The sequence below is a fragment of the Pandoraea vervacti genome, assembly GCF_000934605.2.
Lineage (GTDB): Bacteria > Pseudomonadota > Gammaproteobacteria > Burkholderiales > Burkholderiaceae > Pandoraea > Pandoraea vervacti.
In genome coordinates this window covers 2,217,936-2,237,720 of sequence record NZ_CP010897.2, presented here as the reverse complement: position 1 = coordinate 2,237,720, position 19,785 = coordinate 2,217,936, and the positions used below count along the sequence as shown (strand labels likewise).

General features: G+C 62.7%; 19 protein-coding genes. 13 read left to right on the top strand and 6 right to left on the bottom strand.

Going from position 1 to position 19,785, the window contains the following annotated elements; all coding sequences use genetic code 11:
- Positions 1 to 126 precede the first annotated feature (126 nt).
- The 4 genes from UC34_RS10160 (at position 127) to UC34_RS10140 (ending at position 2,997) form a co-directional block, all read left to right on the top strand.
- The gene (locus UC34_RS10160; RefSeq protein ID WP_023596398.1) at positions 127 to 315 is read left to right on the top strand and encodes a hypothetical protein; all 189 of its coding nucleotides are present in this window, start codon (positions 127 to 129) and stop codon (positions 313 to 315) included.
- Between the two features lie 468 nt (positions 316 to 783).
- Positions 784 to 1,101 (top strand): hypothetical protein, encoded by a 318-nt coding sequence (locus UC34_RS10150; protein ID WP_044455434.1) that lies wholly within the window; start codon positions 784 to 786, stop codon positions 1,099 to 1,101.
- 211 nt (positions 1,102 to 1,312) lie between these two features.
- On the top strand, positions 1,313 to 2,038 hold the full coding sequence (locus UC34_RS10145; RefSeq protein ID WP_044455433.1) for a GntR family transcriptional regulator: 726 nt from the start codon (positions 1,313 to 1,315) through the stop codon (positions 2,036 to 2,038).
- An 11-nt stretch (positions 2,039 to 2,049) separates the two neighbouring features.
- Positions 2,050 to 2,997 carry an AEC family transporter gene (locus UC34_RS10140; RefSeq protein ID WP_044455432.1) on the top strand — a complete coding sequence of 316 codons (948 nt, stop codon included), beginning with the start codon at positions 2,050 to 2,052 and terminating at the stop codon, positions 2,995 to 2,997.
- An 80-nt stretch (positions 2,998 to 3,077) separates the two neighbouring features.
- Here the strand turns inward: UC34_RS10140 and UC34_RS10135 are convergent, their stop codons facing one another.
- The gene (locus UC34_RS10135; protein ID WP_044455431.1) at positions 3,078 to 4,160 is read right to left on the bottom strand and encodes a GGDEF domain-containing protein; all 1,083 of its coding nucleotides are present in this window, start codon (positions 4,158 to 4,160) and stop codon (positions 3,078 to 3,080) included.
- A gap of 1,436 nt (positions 4,161 to 5,596) precedes the next feature.
- Between UC34_RS10135 and UC34_RS10125 the strand changes: the two genes are divergently transcribed.
- Entirely contained in the window at positions 5,597 to 5,800 is a 204-nt protein-coding gene (locus UC34_RS10125; RefSeq protein WP_039399001.1) for a cold-shock protein, read from the top strand.
- A 305-nt stretch (positions 5,801 to 6,105) separates the two neighbouring features.
- On the opposite strand, the gene purT is transcribed toward UC34_RS10125, so the two are convergent.
- Together purT and UC34_RS10115 are read right to left on the bottom strand one after the other, a co-directional pair.
- Positions 6,106 to 7,308 (bottom strand): formate-dependent phosphoribosylglycinamide formyltransferase, encoded by a 1,203-nt coding sequence (purT, locus tag UC34_RS10120; protein WP_044455429.1) that lies wholly within the window; start codon positions 7,306 to 7,308, stop codon positions 6,106 to 6,108.
- A gap of 229 nt (positions 7,309 to 7,537) precedes the next feature.
- Positions 7,538 to 8,272, bottom strand: a complete 735-nt coding sequence (locus UC34_RS10115; RefSeq protein ID WP_237165286.1) for a TetR/AcrR family transcriptional regulator — start codon at positions 8,270 to 8,272, stop codon at positions 7,538 to 7,540.
- 172 nt (positions 8,273 to 8,444) lie between these two features.
- Between UC34_RS10115 and UC34_RS10110 the strand changes: the two genes are divergently transcribed.
- The 4 genes from UC34_RS10110 (at position 8,445) to UC34_RS10095 (ending at position 13,945) form a co-directional block, all read left to right on the top strand.
- Entirely contained in the window at positions 8,445 to 9,344 is a 900-nt protein-coding gene (locus UC34_RS10110; RefSeq protein WP_044455428.1) for an SDR family NAD(P)-dependent oxidoreductase, read from the top strand.
- Between the two features lie 26 nt (positions 9,345 to 9,370).
- Positions 9,371 to 10,945, top strand: a complete 1,575-nt coding sequence (locus UC34_RS10105) for a flavin-containing monooxygenase (RefSeq protein WP_237165285.1) — start codon at positions 9,371 to 9,373, stop codon at positions 10,943 to 10,945.
- Complete coding sequence (locus UC34_RS10100; protein WP_084070517.1) at positions 10,945 to 11,964, top strand: alpha/beta fold hydrolase; 1,020 nt, start codon at positions 10,945 to 10,947, stop codon at positions 11,962 to 11,964. Before UC34_RS10105 ends, UC34_RS10100 begins: the two co-directional genes overlap by 1 nt.
- Before the next feature lie 262 nt (positions 11,965 to 12,226).
- Positions 12,227 to 13,945, top strand: a complete 1,719-nt coding sequence (locus UC34_RS10095; protein WP_084070992.1) for an MBL fold metallo-hydrolase — start codon at positions 12,227 to 12,229, stop codon at positions 13,943 to 13,945.
- Positions 13,946 to 14,160: 215 nt separating this feature from the next.
- Here the strand turns inward: UC34_RS10095 and UC34_RS10090 are convergent, their stop codons facing one another.
- Both UC34_RS10090 and UC34_RS10085 read right to left on the bottom strand, forming a co-directional pair.
- The gene (locus UC34_RS10090) at positions 14,161 to 14,409 is read right to left on the bottom strand and encodes a hypothetical protein (protein ID WP_044455427.1); all 249 of its coding nucleotides are present in this window, start codon (positions 14,407 to 14,409) and stop codon (positions 14,161 to 14,163) included.
- Between the two features lie 117 nt (positions 14,410 to 14,526).
- Positions 14,527 to 14,781 (bottom strand): DUF1488 family protein, encoded by a 255-nt coding sequence (locus UC34_RS10085; RefSeq protein ID WP_044455426.1) that lies wholly within the window; start codon positions 14,779 to 14,781, stop codon positions 14,527 to 14,529.
- A gap of 1,316 nt (positions 14,782 to 16,097) precedes the next feature.
- Between UC34_RS10085 and UC34_RS10080 the strand changes: the two genes are divergently transcribed.
- Positions 16,098 to 16,787 carry a WbqC family protein gene (locus UC34_RS10080; protein WP_044455425.1) on the top strand — a complete coding sequence of 230 codons (690 nt, stop codon included), beginning with the start codon at positions 16,098 to 16,100 and terminating at the stop codon, positions 16,785 to 16,787.
- Positions 16,784 to 17,179: a glycosyltransferase gene (locus UC34_RS10075; protein ID WP_052810978.1), complete on the top strand. Its 396-nt coding sequence runs from the start codon at positions 16,784 to 16,786 to the stop codon at positions 17,177 to 17,179. Before UC34_RS10080 ends, UC34_RS10075 begins: the two co-directional genes overlap by 4 nt.
- 20 nt (positions 17,180 to 17,199) lie before the next feature.
- Here the strand turns inward: UC34_RS10075 and UC34_RS10070 are convergent.
- A protein-coding gene (locus UC34_RS10070; RefSeq protein WP_167370682.1) for an IS3 family transposase occupies positions 17,200 to 18,398 on the bottom strand; the annotation gives its coding sequence in 2 pieces (ribosomal slippage) (positions 17,200 to 18,083 and positions 18,083 to 18,398; 1,200 coding nt in all).
- 80 nt (positions 18,399 to 18,478) lie between these two features.
- Between UC34_RS10070 and UC34_RS10060 the strand changes: the two genes are divergently transcribed.
- Positions 18,479 to 19,045: a hypothetical protein gene (locus UC34_RS10060; protein WP_052810977.1), complete on the top strand. Its 567-nt coding sequence runs from the start codon at positions 18,479 to 18,481 to the stop codon at positions 19,043 to 19,045.
- Positions 19,042 to 19,746, top strand: a complete 705-nt coding sequence (locus UC34_RS10055; RefSeq protein ID WP_052810976.1) for a formyltransferase family protein — start codon at positions 19,042 to 19,044, stop codon at positions 19,744 to 19,746. Before UC34_RS10060 ends, UC34_RS10055 begins: the two co-directional genes overlap by 4 nt.
- The last annotated feature ends 39 nt before the right edge of the window (positions 19,747 to 19,785 follow it).

The following is a 19,785-nucleotide window of genomic DNA, read 5'->3' as shown; positions in this document are numbered from 1 at the left end:
CATACCCCGGTAGCGCCGGTCGCATCGCCATTTCCCATGGCCGCAACATGCTGCGACGCACCAAATTTGGGCATCCTTCGACACCGTCCTATAGTGGAAAAGCACTTAGGAGAGGAGACAAGAACGATGCCCGCATTCCACTTCAATCTCTACGACCTGACCTTGTTCCTGCCGATGGCGGTGGCGGGCGCTCTGCTCGTTGGCGGCATCCCCGTCGCGACCCGGACCACGCGTTACAGCCTGCGTGCCGTCGGCGCGGTCGTCGGTGCGCTCGTCGCATTCCTTGTGGTGGAGGCGCTGCCCGTGCTCGTGTAGCCGGCACGCCTCAGGCAACGTGAACCGACGCAAGGGCTTTGGCGCGCACTCCGCGCGGCGAGAGGCTTTTCGTCCGAATTCCCCGGTCATTGCGGCATGCGACAGGATGGGCATGCCGGGTATGACGCATTCGTCCCGGTCAACCGCGCCCGATAGTCATGGCGCTGTCACGGCTGCGACGTAAGCTGGCTTACGGCAACTTCGGTTGCGCTGTCACCCTCTCTGTTGCGCCGCCGACCCGCTCGGCGGCTTTTTTTATGTGGCTGGCGGCCCACGCGGCAAGATGCCCCTCCGGCCACAGGTCGTCATCGGTGGGCGACGCCTCTCGCACGTCTTGCCCCGTTTTCCCGTTTTGTGGCGACGGGCACCGCCCCATCGCCTACAATCTCCGGAAGTGCAACGCATACGCGTGTCTCCGCAGCACGATTGGCTGGGGTTGCGCGCCACGCATTCAGAGGAGGTCTGCGCATGTCCGACGCGTTCTCCCGCGCCTTCGCCGTCGTCGTCAATCAGTACCGTTCGCCGCGTCAGTACACGGTTTCCGTGGAGCGAGCCAGCGAGATGATCGCCAAGAATATCGGTCTCTTCTCCGACGGTTTCGCCGCCGAGCCTCACCTGATCGTGGGCCTTTTCGAAACGGAAGCCGAAGCCTGGGCGCTCGCCCGGCGACTTCAACGCACGCGCACCACGATGCAAGCCCTGCTTCAGACGCCTGCGCGTGCCTCCACCTCATCCGCTTCGACCAGCACCTCGATGTCGCCGCCAGCGCTGGACGCCAGCGAGTGAGCGCCTTGCGGGCCGGCCGACTTTCGCCATCGCCCGTTTTCCGCCCTTCCCGTTTTTTGCCCTTTCTTGCCGTTTTCTTGTCGGCTTTCCATCTCCTCATCCCTTGCCGTCGAATGCGCGAAAAAACTTGCGCCGGAAGGTGCGTCCCAGCGTAGAATTCGGAATTCCAGATATCACGTCCTCGGGAAATGCCGGGAGCCCCTCTTTGCCCATGTCGTCCCCCGCCGAATCCGACGCGCCACTCGCCCCGCTCTCTGCGCTGGCCAGTTCACCGGTGCTCATCGAGCAGGTGTACTCGCGTTTGCGCGACGCGATCGCCGACCTCACGCTGGCGCCGGGCGAGCGTATTCGTCAGGCCGAACTGGCCGATTCGCTGGGCGTGTCGCGTCAGCCTGTGAGCCATGCATTGCAATTGCTCAAGCGAGACGGACTCGTTTGCGAGAGCGGACGTCAGGGACTCGAGGTCGCGCCCATCGATGCGGACCATCTGCGCCAGCTTTATCAGGTGCGCACCGCGCTTGACGGTTTGGCCGCGCGACTCGCAGCCATGCGCCGGGCGCAGGGCTCTCTTCCCCAAGACGCACTTGAGCGTCTGCAAGACGCAGTCGCTGCCGGCATGGCCATGGCGCGCGGCACGCCAGTGGCGAAACAGGTGCGTGTGGAAGTCGCGTTTCACACGGCGTTGCACGACGCGTCGGGCAACCCGCTGATCGGGCAGACCGTCGCGCCACAGTGGCCGCATATCATGCGCGCGATGGCCGCCACGCTCGGAACGCTACCGATGCAAGAGGTCGTCTGGCACGAGCATGGCGAAATCGTGGCGCGCATCGCGGCGGGCGATGCCGATGGCGCGGAACGCGCTGCGCGTGAACATACCGAGACCGACGGCGGCAACGCACGCCGCGAATGGCTGGCTCGTCTGGCGCAACCGGAGTGAATTGCCGACTCATGCAAGCCGTCATCTCCGCCGCCTTCCCCGTGTTCGGGCTGATCTTCCTCGGCTATCTCTGCGCACGCCGGTCGTGGCTCGGCAATAGCGCCCTCGACGCCCTGAATCGATTTGTCGTCTACCTCGCACTGCCCGCCGTGCTGTTCCAGTCGATGGCGCAAATCACGTGGGCAGAACTGGTCAATCCCGGATTTCTGGGGGCATTCGGCGGCGGCATGGCGGCGACGTTCGCGCTGTCGTTTGCGCTCGACCGGGCCGTGCGCGGACGGCTCACCGACGCGAGCATCGAAGGCATGGGCGCCGCCTACCCCAACGCGGGCTTCATGGGCTTGCCGCTTTGCCTCGTGGCGTTCGGCCCGGCGAGCGTGCCGGCCGTGGTCGTCGCCATGCTGCTCACGGCCACAGTGCTCTTCGCCATCTCCATCGCGATCATCGAAACGGATCTGCAGCCCGTGCCCGACTGGCGACGCACCACCCGATTCGTTGCCCGCGCCCTCATTCGGAATCCGCTGGTCGTCTCCCCGTTCATCGGCATGGCCTTCGCGGCAGCGGGTATCGCACTGCCTGCGCCGGTGCTCCATTTCACGACACTGCTCGGCGGCGCCGCAAGCCCCTGCGCGCTGGTGGCGATCGGCATGTTCCTCGCACAGAGCGCCGGCGCAGCGAAGGAACCACGCATTGCGCGAGCGGTCGGGCGTCTGGTCGGCTTGAAACTGGTTTTCCAACCGGCGATCACCGCATTTCTCGCGTTTCGCGTGTTCGATCTGCCCGCCATTTGGGCGCATAGCGCACTGCTGCTCTCGGCACTGCCCATCGGCACGGGACCGTTCATGCTTGCGCAACTCTACGGACGCGAAGCCGCCGTCGCCTCGCGCGCGATTCTGATTTCCACGGTGCTATCGGTCGTGACGGTGTCGCTGCTAATCGGTTGGTTTAGCGTGCGGTGATCGCTGGCGTGCGTGCGCGACGCAGGTCGGCCGCGCTCCACGCCGAAGGATTCCAGCACTCCCTCACCAGGGTCGATCGACTAGCGAAGGCTCACCGCAGGGGCGACGACCACACGATCGCGCCCAGAGCGCTTCGCGGCGTATAGCGCGGCATCGGCGGCGCCGAGCATGCGCATCGGCAAGGTTTCCGGATCGGCGACATCTCGCGGATCGACGCTGACCAGACCGATGGAGATGGTGAGCGGCACGAGCGTGCCGTCGTCGTCGGGGACTTCCAGCCGCGACACCGCGCGACGCACCCGTTCCGCTACCGTCCCCGCCCAGTTCTGCTCCGTTTGCACGAGCAGCGCCGCAAACTCTTCCCCGCCGTAACGCGCGAGGGTGTCCGTGACGCGCAACTGCGCGCGCATGCACGCGCTGGCCGCGCGCAATGCGCGGTCGCCAGTGGCGTGACCATGACTGTCGTTGACCCGCTTGAAATGGTCGATGTCGATGAGCAGGCACGCGAGCGGCGCGCCGTAACGGGCCCCACGAACGACTTCTTCGCGCAGACGCTGATCGAAATAGCGGCGGTTGGACAAACCTGTCAACGGGTCGGTCAGTCCGATGCGCTTGAGACGTTCGCGATTCCACATGTTCTCGAGGCACACCGCGACAACCGCACCGAAGCGCTCGAGAAAGTCGGTCGCCATCTCGGGCGCGAAGCGCCGTGCATCTCGACTGCCCAATGCAATCACGCCGATATACCGCCCGTTGCGGGCCAACGGCATGACAACGGCGCTCGCCGGTGCGCGCTCGCCGAACAACGGCGCGTGACGCTCGCGCGGCGCGCCGATCCAGAGTTGGCCATTGCCGCACACTGCGGCGAAGGTGCCGGCGTCCTGCGCGATGCACAGGCCGGCATCGAGCGCACGAATGCCTTCGGCGGTGTCGATGAGGTCGCGCAGCGTGTCGTCGACCTCGGCGAGCATCAGACGCACCCCCGACAAATCGAAATCATGGCGAAGGCGATTGAGCACCACCTCCAGGAATTGCCCGAAATCCGGCGCGCCCATGAGCGCCAGTTCGATGTCCTGAAAACGTTTTAGCGAGCGCTCATTGCGCTGCACGGTCGCCAGCAGCGATTGCAGAGTGTCGAGCGTCGGTGCCTGATTGGATGCCACGTAAGGTCTCGAAAGACACGCGGCACTGCGCGGCCGCCTAGCGTGTTTGCCTCACCATGATGACGTCACGACGGGGCTTGTTGCAATGCCGCCGTGAGCCAACCATGAGGCCGTTAACGGCACGCGTGCGTCAAATTTAAGGGTGATGAGAATCATTTTTGCTACCGCGAAATCGTGTAGCGACGCGTGCTTTGCGTACCGCTAGGGAAAGTACCTAGACAAAAAGAAGGCGATGCCGCAACGCACAAAACTCGTCCATTTGGGTGCGTGACGGCACTTGGGCGGTCGGTCGGCCATCGTTCGTCTCGACAAGGCATTTTTGCGGCCCTACAATCGCGCCCGCCCGATCACCGGCAGGAGGGACATGACGGCCGTCAGGGCCATTGATTCCCCTTGAGCGGTGGCAAACAGGGCATGCCGTCCGGCGGCCGCCTTTTGTCAGCCTTTGACTCGATCTGACGCTTGCCGGGCGCTTTCAATTCCATGGAGACACGGTTGTCCAAGTTCTACTCACGCACCCTGCGCAATGCGTACGTTGTCCTTACGACGTTTTCACTGGCGCTCGCCGCCATGGTCGCGCCATCGGCATACGCCGCGACGACATCGAAGACGTCGCATGGGTCGTCCCACACATCGCATGCGTCACATGCAGCACGAGCGAAGTCCGCACATCGCTCGGCACCCCATCCCCAAGTGCGCCACGCGTCACATGCGAAAGCGCATATGACGCCGCATGCGTCCAAGGCGAAACGCAGCGCCGCATCGAAAACGTTGCATCGCCACAGCGCGAAGTCCGCTTCACCGAAAAAGACACACCTCTCAAAAACATCAGGTACGCATCGCGTTGCCGATCGCAAGCACGCCACCTACGCAATCAAGCATCGGAAGTCTGGCAAACGCGCATAGTGCGGTGACACCCCGGTGAAACCATGGCGTGACGGCACGTACGTTGTGCCTGCGCCACATGATGTGATGCAAGCGTGCTGTCGCGCGAAAATATTTTTGCTTCGTGATGGGCATGTGGCTAGCGCCCTGCCTGTCTCACTTCACTGAGAAGACTTCCCGGCAAACGGGAAATGGGGAGGTGAAATTCTGCCGGTGTCCGACGCGTGCTGCGCTATGGCGGCAGCGCAGAGCGCTGCCGCGCCGCGCGACGTTGCGAAAGCGATTCGACCGGCCGTCCGGTCATGCCGAATGCATGTCGCATCGCAGCGAAAAATGGCTGGAAACTGGCGTGGATCAACAATCCCACAGTTTCCCTGCTTGACACCTTCCCACCTTTCCCGTAAAAAAACGGGTGCATGAACGTTGTATGGCGAGTCTTGTGTCATCTAATGTCGCCCTCTGCGTCAACTCGGTTGTACCTGATCAGCTTTAATGTCATGCGCTCGCTGAGCATCTCGCTCGCTCATTTGAAAACTTTAAGGATTTAAGAAATGGCAACTGGTACCGTCAAGTGGTTCAACGACGCCAAGGGTTTTGGTTTTATTACGCCGGACGAAGGTGGTGAAGATCTCTTCGCTCACTTCTCGGAAATCCAGGCAAAGGGCTTCAAGTCCCTGCAAGAAAACCAGAAGGTCAGCTTCGAAGTGAAGATGGGACCGAAGGGCCGTCAAGCCAGCAACATCCAGCCCATCTAAGGTCTGATGCTTCGCTGAGCGATCGCTAACGCGATCGACGCGCCTCGGGCGGTGCGCTTACCCTAGCCACTGCCCGAACTGAAAACCCCGCTCAGGCGGGGTTTTTTCGTTTCCTGTGCGATAGCGGCGTCATGCGACTCGTTGCGAAACGCAAACGGGCGTCGCAAGCCGAAGCCTACGACGCCCGCTTGCTGCGCGCTTGTTCCCTGCTAATTACCGTCCAATGCCCCGGCGCGCTTAACGCGTTCAACGCATTCAACGCTTTTAACGCTTTTAACGCATCCAGCGCAAGATGCCCAGCATCGTCAAACCGCGCGCGGCTTCACACGGCTTGCCGCTTCCACCGCGTTGCGTCGGGCAACGTCGAGGTTCTCATCGTAAGCCAGCGCCACGCCCATCCGACGCTTCACGAAACTCTCCGGTTTGCCGAACAGGCGAATGTCGGTCTGCGGCACTTGCAGCGCCTGATCGACGCCATCAAAGACAATACCCTGCGCATCCACACCGCCATAGATGACGGCACTCGCACCCGGCGTCTTCAGCGTGGTGTTCACTGGCAGGCCAAGAATCGCACGCGCGTGAAGCTCGAACTCGTTTTGCCACTGCGTGATCATCGTCACCATGCCCGTGTCGTGCGGACGCGGACTGACTTCGCTGAACCACACATCGTCGCCCTTCACGAACAGTTCGACACCGAAAATGCCCTGCCCGCCGAGATTGTTCGTCACCTCGCGCGCGATCACACGGGCGCGCTCAAGCGCAACCGATGACATCGGATGCGGCTGCCAGCTCTCCACGTAGTCGCCGCTGACCTGCTTGTGTCCGATCGGCGCGCAGAAGTGCGTTTCGACTTGCGCATCCGCACCCCGCGCACGCACGGTCAGCAATGTGATCTCGTAATCGAAGTCGATGAAGCCTTCGACGATGATGCGGCCGTGGCTCACGCGACCGCCCGCCATCGCGTAGTCCCATGCGGCCTTTACGTCGGCTGCGCTGTCGATCTTGCTCTGCCCTTTGCCCGAACTGCTCATGACAGGCTTGACGATGCACGGATAACCGATGCCGCCGTCGATGGCCGCTTGCAATTGTTCGAGCGAATCGCAGAACTGGTACGGGCTCGTCGGCAGACCCAGCGTCTCGGCGGCCAGACGGCGGATACCTTCGCGGTCCATCGTCAGGCGCGCGGCGCGCGCCGTCGGGATCACGCGCACCACGCCATCGGCTTCCAGCGCTTCGAGCATGGGGGTGGCAATCGCCTCGATCTCGGGCACGACGAGATCCGGCTTCTCGGCTTCGATCAGCGCCTTGAGTTGTTCGGCGTCCGTCATCGCAATCGTGCGCGCATGGTGCGCAACCTGCTGGCCCGGCGCATTTTCGTAGCGATCGACGGCAATCGTCTCGACACCAAGACGCTGCAACGCGATCAGCACTTCGCGACCGAGCTCGCCTGCGCCCAACAGCATGACCTTCGTCGCATTCGGCGACAGCGGGGTTCCGATAGTGGTCATTTTCGACCTTTGGAGAGTGAGAAATGAGTGAGGACGACAGGCATCGCAAACCTGTGGGGGGGTTCGCCGCATGAGGTGTCGTACGCGAAGGACGTATTGTAGCGAGCCTGCGCGACGATGCGGCACTTCCCCGGGCGAGGCGCTCAAACTGCCATTTGCACGATATGCACGTTATGCGCGATATGCACCATATGCGCGGCGCGGCATGTCAGCGCGGCATGTCAGCGTATCAGGCCAACGCACCGCCGAGCACGCGACGGCAACTCGCCACCATGCGCGCCTGTGTGTCCTGATAGCCCGTGAGCACCCACGCCGTGCCCGCGTTCGTCATGGCGCCGACAAGCGCCAGACCGACGATGCGGGCCTGCGCCTGCGCCTCGTCGTCGAGCGGCGCGGACCTCTGCGCGACCGGCGTCATGGCAAGAATGAGCTTCGCGAACTCGAAGATGTAGCGCTGGTACGTCTGATCCATCTGCGGACTTACGCCCATCACTTCGAGCAGTAACACCCGCGCCGCGTGAGGATTGCGCAAGAACGCGAAGAAGGCATTCAGCCCCGCGTCCAGGCGGGCGTCGAGCGTCGGCTCGCTCGCGGCAATGGCGGCCTGCAACTGCGCGAGCAACGCTTGCGCATGATGCGCGTATGTCGCCCGCAGCAGATCCTCCATATTGTCGAACGCCGCATAGAAGTACCGATCGTTGAGTCTGGCCAGGCCGCACACCGCTCGCACAGTCGCCCGGCGAAAGCCGAGCGTGCCGAACACTTCCGTGGCCGCGCCGATCAGCGCCGCGCGGCGCGCCTGCTCGCGCTGCGCCTGCCCCAAGCCGCCATAGCGCCGCCCGCGCGCCGGGGGATCGCTCTGATGGCGCTCTGCCCCTTCAGCACCTTCAGCCGCTTCAGCCCCCGCAACGCTCGTCGTCATGTCCGTCGATTCGAGTCCCTGTTCCATTTCGCTATTTGACATCAACGAGGCCAAAAACTAAAGTGGTGACACTCAACACCAGATTCAGTAAGCGAAACGTATCCAGCGATTCACGAGCGATGTATGAGCGATGTATGACCAATATAAGCGCACCCCGAGCGCACTCGCCGGGCGCGCGCGACGCCATCGATGCTGCCGTCAGGGAGACAGCGTAATGAAGACATTCACCGACAAGGTCGCCGCCATTACCGGGGCAGGATCGGGCATGGGTCGCTCGCTGGCGCTCGAACTGGCGCGTCGGGGCACGCATCTCGCGTTGTCCGATATCGACGAGGCCAGTGTCGCTGCCACCGCAGCAGCCTGTCGCGCGCTGGGGGTGCGTGTCACGTCGCAACGCCTGGACGTGGCCGAGCGCGAAGCCGTCTTTGCCTGGGCGCGTGCGAGCGTCGCGGCGCACGGCAAGGTCAATCTCGTCTTCAACAATGCCGGGGTCTCGCTGTCGGTACCGGTCGCGACCGCGCGACAGGAAGACTTCGTCTGGCTGATGGATATCAACTTCTGGGGCGTCGTTCACGGCACGCAGGCGTTTCTGCCGTATCTCACCGCCTCCGGCGAGGGGCACATCGTCAACACGTCGAGCCTGTTCGGCATCATCGCCATGCCCACGCAATCGGCGTACAACGCCAGCAAATTCGCAGTGCGCGGCTTCACCGAAGCGCTGCGCATGGAACTCGATCTCGCAGGCGCCCCGGTGTCGTGCACTTGCGTACATCCCGGCGGCGTCGCGACGAACATCGTGACGGCGTCTCGCATCGACGACAGCATCGCCGCGTTCACCGGCGTCGACCCGCAGACCCACCGGCGCCGTGCCAACCAACTCATCGATGTGACCAGTGCGGACGCCGCGGCGCGCCAGATCCTCATCGGCGTCGAGCGCAATGCGCGGCGTGTTCTCGTCGGGCCAGACGCGCGCCGCGTGGACAAACTGGCCCGCGTGCTGGGGGCGAGCTATCAGGCGTTGGTCGTGTGGTTCTACCGACGCTCCGCCATGTCGGCAAAGCGCTCGCGGGCCAGCGCTGCGGCGGCCGATGCAACCACGCACTCCACGAACTGATGCTGCGCCAACCGAAGGACATCGCCATGACGCCATCTTCACCCACGGATCTCGACGTCATCATCGTCGGCGCAGGACTGTCGGGCATTGCCGCCGCGCACTACCTGCGCGAGCAGTGTCCGGGCACGCGCTTCGCCATGCTCGAAGCACGACAGTCGCTCGGTGGCACGTGGGACCTGTTCCGCTATCCCGGTGTGCGCTCGGACTCGGACATGTTCACGCTCGGGTTCAGCTTCCGCCCGTGGGCAAGCGATCAGGCGATCGCCGACGGCGGCAAGATTCTCGATTATCTGAAGGAGACGGCTCGCGCCGAACAACTCGAGGACGTCATCCGTTACGGACACAAGGTCAGCGAAGCGCGTTGGGATTCCAGTATCGCGCGCTGGACGCTCGACATCGAGCGCACGCATGCCGATGGACGCAAGGACACGCTATCGCTGACCTGCCGGTTCCTGTTCATGTGCAGCGGTTACTACGCGTACGATGCCGGTCACACGCCAACCTGGCCGGGCATAGAGACATACGCCGGCACCGTCGTCCACCCTCAGCACTGGCCCAGGGATCTCGACTATCGCGACAAGCGCGTCGTGATCATCGGCAGCGGCGCCACCGCCGTCACCCTGGTGCCGAGCCTGGCTGCCACTGCCGCGCACGTCACCATGCTTCAGCGCTCGCCGAGCTATCTGCTCTCGATGCCGCAGCGCGACGGCGTGGCAGAGCGGCTGCGCGCCTGGCTGCCCGCCGGCATGGCACATCGCATCGTGCGCATAAAAAACGTGCTGATCACGCTCGGTTTTTACAACGCGGCGCGGCGATGGCCGCAAGCGATACGGCGTGTTCTGATCCGGCGTGCCGCGCGCCAGGCCGCGGGCCATGCCGATGTGCAGCGCGATCTCACGCCCCGCTATAACCCTTGGGACCAGCGCTTGTGTCTTGCGCCGAACGGCGACATCTTCAAGGCACTGCGCAGCGGGCGCGCCAGCATCGTGACCGACGAGATCGCGTCGTTCACACCGCACGGCATCGCGCTCAGACACGGCAAGGCGCTCGACGCGGACATCGTTGTGACCGCGACCGGATTACGCGTGCAATTGATGGGGGGTGCGCGACTGCTTGTCGACGGCAAGCCCGTGTCGCTCGCGCAGACGGTCGCGTACAAAGGCATGATGTACAGCGGTGTGCCGAATCTGGCGTCGATCTTCGGCTACACGAACGCTTCGTGGACCCTGAAGGCCGAACTGATCGCGCAGTACGTCTGTCGCTTGATCAACCACATGAACGCCCACGGCGCCGACACATGTGTCCCGCAACTGCGCGAGGGCGAGCATGGCGATTTGCCGGCGATTGGCCTCACCTCCGGCTACATACAACGCGCCGCCGGGGCGCTTCCCAAACAGGGCGCACGCAAGCCATGGGTCTTCTATCAAAGCTATCTGCGCGACTGGCGCCTGATGCGCTGGGGGAGTGTCGACGACGGCGTGATGCGTTTCGAGCGACGGGCGACGCGCCGCGTGACGCCACAGACGAGAGAGGCCGCCGCGGGCATGGCGAATGTACCGAATGTGTCTAACGACATTGCCGCAACACCGGGGGCGCACTGATGTTTATCGTCTATGTAATCGCATGCCTTGCCATCGCCATGATCGCGGTGACGGCCGTGCTGATGCGCTTCACGCGTCGCGTTGCCCGACGGGCCGAAGCCGCCGTCCCGCCAGACGGGCAATTTCTGGACATCGACGGCGAACGCTTGCATTACGTGGACTTCGGCCAAGGGCCGGCGATTGTCTTTATTCACGGGCTTTGCGGCCAGTTGCGCAACTTCGCCTATTTGCCGTTGGCGGCATTGGCTCGCACGCATCGCGTCGTGCTGATCGACCGTCCAGGTTCCGGGTATTCCACGCGCGCCCGGGGACGCGACGCCGCCCTGGCATGGCAGGCGAACATCGTCGCGCAGGTCATCGACAGGCTCGGTCTGGACCGCCCGCTGGTCGTCGGACATTCGTTGGGCGGCGCCGTATCGTTGATGCTTGCCCTCAACCATCCGCAACGCGTTGGGGCGCTCGCGTTGATGGCGCCGCTGACCCAACCGGTGTCCGAGGTTCCCGCCGCCTTTCGCGGGCTCGCGATACGCAATGCATGGTGGCGCCGCTGGGTCGGACGCACGCTCGCGGTACCCATCGGCATGATGACGGGACGCGCCACGCTTGCTTATGTCTTTGGACCGGAAGACGCCCCGAAGGACTTTCTGATTCGCGGCGGCGGTGTGCTGGGCTTTCGTCCGGGCAACTTCGAATCGGGCAGCGTCGATATCCTCGCGGCAGAACGCGACATGACCGCACTGGCCGCCCGTTACGCCGCGTTGACGGTGCCCGTCGATATCCTTTACGGACGCGGCGACCGAATTCTCGACTACCGCCAGCACGGCGAGCGCATGCCTGTTGCGAGCCATCGTGTGCGCCTGGCGCTCGTCGATGGCGGCCATATGCTGCCGGTAACGCAGCCGGAAGCGACGATGCAGTGGTTGCAAGCGGTGGCTGCGCGTATGCCGCCGACGCACGACAACCGCGCGACTCACGACGTGGCGACCGTCTCGACGCAGGCCGCGAATGATGCAGCCTGATAGCGCCGGGCAGATAGCGTCGGAAGGTGTCGGATGGTGTCGGCCGCGCACCGCTCCGATTCGCCGCGCCGTCCCGATTTCCTCGCATTCGTACGCTAACGACTGACGTGCTGCCCGGTGTCGCCCAACCCGGCTCTCAACCCGGCTCTCAACCCGGCCCTCAAGCCGGCGCCCCCCCGGGGCTCACCCACCTGCGGCGTTACCATTCCGATGGCACACTAGGGACTTTCCAATTTCGCGCGACTTGCGCGCGTACGTCGTCATGACAGATCGTCCGGATACCTCTGCTGCGCTGCCGTCGTCGTCCGCGGCTGAGCATCGCCCGTGCGCGCCGGTGTCGCTCCGGATGGCGGCGAGTCTCGTGGTTTTGCGCGAGCGCCCAAGCGGCATGGAAGTGTTGCTGCTGCGACGGGCTGTGCGCGCCGGCGACTTCAGCTCGGACGCTTACGTCTTCCCGGGCGGGGTGCTCGACGCGGCCGACCGACTCGGACATGCCGTGTGCGAGGGCTTGGATGAGGCCACCGCGAGCCAACGTCTGGCCCTCGACGCCGGGGGACTCGACTACTACGTCGCAGCAATACGCGAGTGCTTCGAAGAGACAGGCGTGCTGTTCGCGCAAGACGTCGATGGCGCGCCGTTGGATGCGAGACGCCTGAATGACATCCGGGCGCAGCGCGAAGCGCTGCACGACGGCAAGATCGACATCGCGTCGCTTTGCCGCTCGCGGGATATCCGGCTCACGCCGCGCCATCTGCATTACCTCAGTCACTGGGTCACGCCGCTGGCCCTGCCCAAACGCTTCGATACGCGCTTTTTCCTGACCATACTGCCTGACGGCCAGCATGTCGAAGTCGATCAGACAGAGACGGCCGCGCATCGCTGGATGCGTCCGCACTATGCGCTGGCACACGCCGATCAATTGCGCCTGCTGCCCCCCACGCGCAAGCTGCTGCAATGGCTGGAGGGCATGGCAACGGCGGAACGGGCGATATCGACAGCGGCCGCATTGCGTGAAGTGCCGCGGATTGAGCCGCGTCTCGCGAATGGCAAACGTGGCCGCTGGCCCGTCACGCCGGATGAACCGGCATGGGCCGAACTCACGCTGACGGATCCGCAGGCGCGGGGCACGGGGAGCTACGAGATCGTCCCCGGAGAGGTGGTCACGCTCATGCCCGGTGTGCTGCGCATCGCCGCACCAAATCCGGGCATGATGACCGGCCCCGGCACGAACACGTATCTCGTCGGTGGGGGCGCCGACAACGACTGGGCCGTCATCGATCCGGGGCCTGACGATCCGATCCATATCGACGCCATTTTGCGCGCCGCGCCAGGCGCCATCCGACAGATTTTCGTGACGCATACCCACCGCGACCATTCGCCCGGGGCGCGGTTGCTCAAACAACGCACGAATGCAACGTCCTATGGTTTGCAAGCGCGTCACCGCGAGGGGCAAGACACGCTGTTCTTGCCGGATGTGACGTTATCGGATGGCGATGAAGTCACGCTGCCCGACGGGCGAACCCTGCGTGCCATTCATACACCGGGTCATGCGGCCAACCATCTTTGCTATGAACTCGCCGACGTGAAGCTGGTGTTCACCGGCGATCACGTCATGCAGGGCTCGACGGTCGTCATCAATCCGCCTGACGGTCACATGGGGACATATCTGGCATCGCTCGAAAAGCTCGCGACGCTCGGCCCAGCGTGGCTTGCCCCCGGGCACGGGTTCATGATGGATCGCCCGGCGCAGCGCATTGCGCGACTCATCGCCCATCGGCTGGCACGCGAAGCGAGCACTGTGCAAGCGCTTGAGCGGATCGGCGCTGCGAGCATCGAAGCGCTAACGCCGTTGGTCTATGCCGACGTGCCCGCCGTGCGGCATGGCGTTGCACGGCGTTCGCTGCGGGCGCATCTGGAGAAGCTTGCGGAGGATGGCCGGGCCGAAGTGTCCGACGATGGGGTGTGGCGCTTGCGGCGTTAGTACCGATTGTGGCGTTTGCCCAATTGGACAGCGATGCGCAGACAGCCCGCTACGGGCGCCACGGTCGGGACATTCCACCGATCGGCCCGGCCGAAGCATGGGCGTTGGCATCGAGGCTGCGCGCTCGAATGCGCGAGCGTGACCACAGGTCCGCCACGGGCACCGCATTCAGTGCCATGGGCCGTTCGTTACGGCGCTCGTAATGCCGCCCGGCGTCAGGCGTCGCCGTCTCCGAGCAATTCGTCGACGATGCGCTCGCCGGCTTTTCGTCCGGCCATTTCCGCATCCAGGCGATTGTCGCGATGGCCGTCCGGCGAGCGCACCTCCGGTCCTTCCGGCTGGTCGTGCCTGAGCACCTGCACCAGATAGTCCCACGGTCCGGCGTATTCGCTCTGAAAAGCGCGTACGCGAATTCGATAGCCCGCGCGGTAGTCGTAGACCTGCTCATGCGATGCATAGCTCATGACAGACTCCCTGTTTCCGGTTAGCGAGGCGCCGCCCAGGCGGCCAGGTGGATTGGCATGGTGCGACGTCGTGCAAGCGGCGCTCGGCCGCGTCGGCGCGAACGCCGTTCGGCCGCCTCAGGGGGCCGTGACGTCGACCGGTTCGGTGGTCGCCCCCTTGGCGACGGTTTTGCCTGCCAGTTCGACGATTTCATCTTCAAAGTCGACGAACTGATCGAAAAGGGCTTCCCCGCCTGCGTCGACGCCTGAGAGACGATTCAGCGACGCGCGCCCGATCTGGCAAGTCCATACCTTGCCGTCAACATTGACGTTAAACCGTACGGACTCGCCGTCGCTGCCCAGCCCGAGGCCGCCGTGCAGAAAGGTGCTCATGGGTGTCTCCGATGTCACGAAGGTCGAAAAAACGCGCTGTCTTGCCAAAAATCCTAGCACGTTCGACTTCGATCGGTGACATTGCGGCAGCATGCCAACGGCGCAAACCGCCCTGTCCGGGCCAAAAAAAACCCACCTCAGGAAGGTGGGCTTTGAACCGGGACGCATGGGGCACCATGATCACCCCGGGAAGACAGGGTCATGAAAACATGACGAATCCATTATGGACCGCGCCACCCTGCCTGGCGGCACGCGTCGAACGACGAATTAGACCTAGATCAAACTTTGCGATTGCCCCGGGGGCGAGTTTAGGTCGCCGGGTGTTGCCGGTGACGAGAGGGTACGCATTGGAAACGCATAAAGCGTGCCCGCAGACCAAGGACATCGCGGCAGAAAGGGAGCGCGAACCCGCCAGGGGTTCGCGCGAATCATCATCGAACGTGACGCCGTACTGGGACCGTTACAACGCATGGGACATGCGTGCCCGCAATGCATCCGAAGTGTTTCTTGCTATTTAGCAAGAGCGCTTTGGTTTAATCGGCGTCATGGCATACCGACTGCGGAAATGGCGGTGTTCTAGGAGTCGGGACGTAGAAGCGAAGCAATCGGCGTTTGACCGGAGCGAGTGATGGGTATCGAGCAAACCGAGTACTCCGGACTGGAACATCGACTGCCCTTGCATGCTTCTTCATATGTCGCCCGGGTCACCGATTCAGGCCCTTCGATGACGAAACGGCTCTTATCGGTCCACTGCCCGGAACCGGCGACATCGACGCCCCATAACGTGCACAGAGCGTCTCCCGCAGCCCCGCCGCATGTCCAGGTCGCTACGATTGCGGTCATGCCACCGCATATCGCCGCGTCAGTTAGAGGTTGGGCATGCACGAAACCGCTCGCACATGCGGATGTCAGAAAAAATGCCAACTTACGCGCTGCAAACATTGTGTTTGATTACTCAGCACCCCGACCTATCAATTATCTTTTTTTGAAATATACCTGAGGCGTTCGAAATTGGCCAAATCACTGAGACCGGTGTCTAACCGATCTTGGTGGCATACGCTCCCCGGGGCTTCATTTGCCAAGCTTGGCACGCGAAACCACCGCCTGAAATCGACCGTGCCCCGCATTTGCCGCGAACGGCTTCGAGCCGACTTCAGCAGACGCGCGAGCCCGAGCCGTGCAGCGGACTTCCCAGAGACATCTCAAAAATCCGGGCGTTCGCGCCAGTGTTCGAAGCCCCATCGGTTACACTTCCGGTTTGCGTCGATTCGTTTGCCAAATCGGAGCCATGCCGCGTAGAGGATCGGAGCGAGGCCTTGAAGAAAGTTGCCATTCTGCAGTCCAACTATGTCCCGTGGAAGGGATACTTTGAAATCGTCGCTGCCGTCGATGAATTTATCTTGTATGACGACGTACAGTTCACGAAAAACGATTGGCGCAATCGCAATCGGGTGAAGACGCCTTCAGGCGCCCAATGGCTAACCATTCCTGTGGGGTCGTCGATTCACCGCCAGATTCGGGACGTGACGTTCACCGATACGGTATGGGCCCAACGACACTGGAAGACGCTCTGCGCCAATTATCAGGGCGCTAAGGCATTCACCGAGATCGCTGACTGGCTCGCCCCCCGATATCTCGGCAATCAGCACACTCATCTCTCGATGTTCAACCGAGAATTGATCGAATCGATCTGCGCGTTTCTTGAGATCGATACGAAAATCACTTGGTCCTGGGATTACGCAATGACGCAAGGCAAGACCGAGCGTCTGATCAGCTTGTGCCAACAGGCTGGTGCGAATGTCTACGTGTCCGGACCCTCGGCACGCAATTATCTCGACGAAACTGCGTTTGAGGCGGCCGGCATCGGCGTGGAGTGGGTTCAATATGGCCCCTACCGAGAATATCCCCAGTTGTGGGGCCCCTTCATTCACGAGGTCTCGATCCTGGATCTCCTGTTCAACTGTGGGCGCCAGAGCGCCCAATATCTGAACTGCTCGCGAACGTGAAACTTTCCATTGTCACTACACTGTACCGTTCGAGCGGTTTTCTTGACGAGTTTCATCGTCGAGCTAGTGCTGCGGCACGGGCGTTCGCGCAAGACGATTATGAAATCGTCTATGTCAACGACGGCTCGCCCGACGACAGCCTGGCGCGTGTGCTCGATATCGCGCAGGCAGACGACCACGCCGTTGTGGTGGACTTGTCTCGTAACTTCGGTCATCACAAGGCCATGATGACCGGTCTGGCGCAGTCCTGTGGCGACGATGTCTTTCTTATCGATTGTGACCTCGAAGAATCGCCCGAGTGGCTGCCCGATTTTGCGGCGGCGCGTGAGGCGGCTTCCAGTGACGTCGCATATGGCGTGCAGGCCACACGCAAAGTGGAGTTGCCCCTGTAACTCAGGACAGGCGGACACTGTTAGGTTGATGACACCGCATTACGCCTGAACTCGCGAGGCGAGCGGTATTTCAAGGCTTTGTGCGGGTGGCGCTCATTGTAGTGTTCAAACGCGATTGCCAGACGCGAGAGCGCTGTTGGTGCGTCAGGCTTGTCCATATAGGCGACGTAATCGTGCTTCATGGTCTTCACGAACGATTCGGCCATGCCATTGCTCTGCGGCGAACGGACCGGCGTGGTCAGCGGCTCAAGACCCAGTTCGCGAGCGAAGCTGCGCGTGCGGTAGTCGATGTAGGCCGAGCCGTTGTCCGTCAGCCATTCGATGGGGTGCGCGGCCTGCGTGGTGCCGAAGCGCTGTTCGACGGCGGCCAGCATCACGTCTCGCACCACATCACCGCTATGCCCGCCGGTCGTTGCGGCCCAGCTAATCGCCTCGCGGTCGCAGCAGTCCAACGCAAACGTCACGCGCAGCGGCGTACCATCGTCGCACCGGAACTCGAAGCCATCGGAGCACCAGCGGGTGTTGCTGCGCTCCACGGCAACGCGACCGTCATGCCGCCGCTTGTCTTGCCGCACGCCGGGGCGGCGCAGCAGCAACTGATGCTCCCGCATGACCCGATACACGCGCTTGACGTTGATGCACGGCGCACCGCTCTGCTCCCGACTGCGGCGCAGCAGCGCCCAGACACGCCGGTAGCCATAGGTAGGAAGGTGCGCCACATGGGCCTGAATCTCCTCGACCAGCCCGGCATCGTTGGTCACGCGGGCACGGCGACCATCGCGCCAGTCGGACGAGCGAGCTCGCTTGACCGCCACGGCAGAGCGCGCCACGCCGAGAACTTCGCAGACCGTCTTCATCGGTCGTCCCCCGGCAGCAAGGGCGAGCGCGCAATCAGGTTTTTTGACCGGCCCCATTCCACGGCTTCTTTCAGGATTTCGACCTCCAACGTCTTCTTCCCGAGTAGCCGTTGCAACTCCTTGATTTCCTTGATGGCGGCGGCTAGCTCAGATGCCGGTACAACGGTTTCACCCGCCTTCACCGCCGCCAGACTGCCTTCCTGGTATTGCTTGCGCCAGCCGAACACCTGGTTGGCATTGACGCCGTGCCGACGTGCAACGGCCGACACCGACGCTCCCGGCTCCAATGTTTCCTGCACGATGGCGATTTTTTCCTGCGCCGTGCGCCGACGACGGCGCTCCGGCTCGGTCAGAATTTCGATGCTTTCCACGTAATGACTAGGCTTACTGATAGGCACAAGACTATCCCTTATTTTAAGAGAGTCCTCGTGTCCTCAGATACGTGGGGCCGCTCCACAAAGGCGGGTGGTTCGAGCGCCTGAGCGGCCAGTGGTTCTGGTCGCTTTTCAACTGGTTGAGCGATATGCAACTGCCAGCCAATCTCGTCACGGCTCGCCTGATGTCGCGCCGCTATGTCGACGCGCTCCTCCAACATCGGGAACGAGAAGTTTTCATGGCGGGCCTCTGGCACATCACTGGTTTTGCGCAAACCGCACTCACGGTCGGCAAGCTCAGCAACAGTTCATCGACGTACACCTTCCGAAAAAAAGTGTCGTTGCTGGTGAACTCGATCACTTCGTTCAGCAATGCACCGCTGGTCGGCATTTTCTACACCGGGGTGACCATCTCGCTGATGGCAGCCGCCTATGTCGTCTTTCTACTCGTTCACTGGCTTTTCTTTAACCGACCGCCCTCCGGATGGACATCGGTCATGGCATCGATTTGGCTGATCGGCGGATTGCTGATGTCAAGCGTGGGCGTCATTGGTATTTACCTTTCCAAGGTCTTCCTGGAAACGAAGCAGCGCCCGTACACCATTGTTCGTCAGGTCTTCCGTCGCCCGCTATGACACGCAAAATCGCTTTCCTTTGTTCCGGCGGCGGAGGCAATCTTCGTTTCGTCGCGCAGGCCATCACGGTGGGCCTGCTTGGGGACGCGCGTCTTTGCATTGTGCTGACAGACCGCGAATGTCTTGCAAATCAGTTCGCGCGAGATCAGGGAATCTCCACGCAGGTGATGGATTTCTCCCGAGCAGAGCAGATAAACGTTAGCGCGGCATTGGCCGACGCGGGCGCCGATATCGTCGTTACCAACGTTCACCGCATTCTCGGCCCGGCGCTCGTCGAGGCGTTCGCGGGGAAGCTGGTTAACTTGCATTACTCATTGTTGCCTGCCTACGGGGGCATGATCGGCACAGCACCGATCAAGGCGGCACTCGCGGAGGGCGCCAAGTTTATCGGCGTGACCGCACATGATGTGACCATCGAAGTCGACGCAGGGCGCCCTATTGCGCAAGCGGTCATCCCGACGGATCCGGAGGATACCGTCGATACCGTGATGGATACGGTATTCAGAGCCGGTTGCCTGACACTTTTGAGCGCGCTGGCGACTCCCACCGACATGGCAGGGTATTCGAACTGTCGCCTACATGACAGAGAGGTCGCTTTCAATCCGCCATTGCCATTTTCAACGTCCGCCTTCGACGACGACTTCTGGCAAACTCTTGCGCGTTACCCAAGCCACGCGACAATTTCGCGCCCCCGTTCCTGACGCCCTCAGCGCCGTCATATATCCGAAGCCTCAGGAGAT